Below are 1,107 nucleotides of genomic sequence, written 5' to 3' on the forward strand. Positions count from 1 at the left end.
ACATATCGGAGATTTATAATGGATAAATCGCTTTCTAGTAAGATTTTTATAGGCTTGTTTGCCGGCCTTGTGCTGGGCACAGCTATTCAGTACTTATTTAGTGGTATTGCGATTTTTGATACTTACCTACTTGGAACGGCAGAAGGGGTTGGCGGCATGTTTGTCTCGCTGATCAAGCTTTTGGTTGTGCCGCTTGTGTATGTTTCAATCGTGTGCGGCATTGTCGATTTGAAAGACATTAGTGCTTTTGGTCGTCTTGGTGGGAAAACTTTTACTCTCTACATTCTCAATACCATCATTGCGATCGCAGCAGCGTTGACCGTAGGTTTAATTTTCCAACCGGGTGCTGGTGCAAACTTAGCGGGTACGGTTTCTGAAACCGTCAAACTGACGACAACTGAAACACCAGATATTTTCTCGCTCGTGGTAAACATTGTACCAAGCAATCCAGTACAAGCTTTTGCTAACGGCGACATGCTACAAATTATCTTTATGGCTATTTTGACAGATCTAGCCATTCAAGCTCTGGATTCTCGTGGTGGCCCTGCTATCCGCACGTTTAAGATGGCCAATGAGATCATGATGAAGCTGGTTGGATTGGTCATGAGTCTAGCACCTTACGGTGTGTTTGCTCTGATGATTCAACTAGGTGCAACCTTAAATGCGAATACACTGATGTCTGTTGCAGGTTACGTTGCGCTTGTCGTGGCTATGCTTGTGTTCTGGATTTTCATCTTCTATCCAATGGCAGTTGGCATTACGACTGGAACTTCTCCAAAGGCGTTTCTCCGTGCAACTCGTGAACAAATCCTATTTTCCCTATCTACGGCAAGTTCAAATGCAACCATCCCTGTAACCATGCGTACTCTGACAGAGAAACTGCAAGTTTCTAAATCAGTTGCGGGTTTTGGTGTACCGCTAGGCGCGACGATGAACATGTCAGGTGTATCTATTTACATCGCGCTTGCAACAATCTTCGTTGCTAACGCGTTTGGCCAGCCAATTAACACCGCTGATGTGTTTACACTCGGTCTGACGATTCTTCTTCTTTCTATTGGTGCTGGTGGCGTACCAGGTGGTGGTGTAGTGATGGTTGGTGTGCTTCTT

The 1,107-nt window shown here is 45.1% G+C and carries 1 protein-coding gene; it reads left to right on the forward strand.

What is annotated here, in order from left to right:
• Nucleotides 1-18 precede the first annotated feature (18 nt).
• Nucleotides 19-1,107: dicarboxylate/amino acid:cation symporter (locus tag R7P72_RS25600; protein WP_318111043.1), on the forward strand; the 1,089-nt coding region annotated here is incomplete at its 3' end.

The organism is Vibrio sp. Vb0888 (genome assembly GCF_033338835.1).
Classification (GTDB): domain Bacteria; phylum Pseudomonadota; class Gammaproteobacteria; order Enterobacterales; family Vibrionaceae; genus Vibrio; species Vibrio alginolyticus.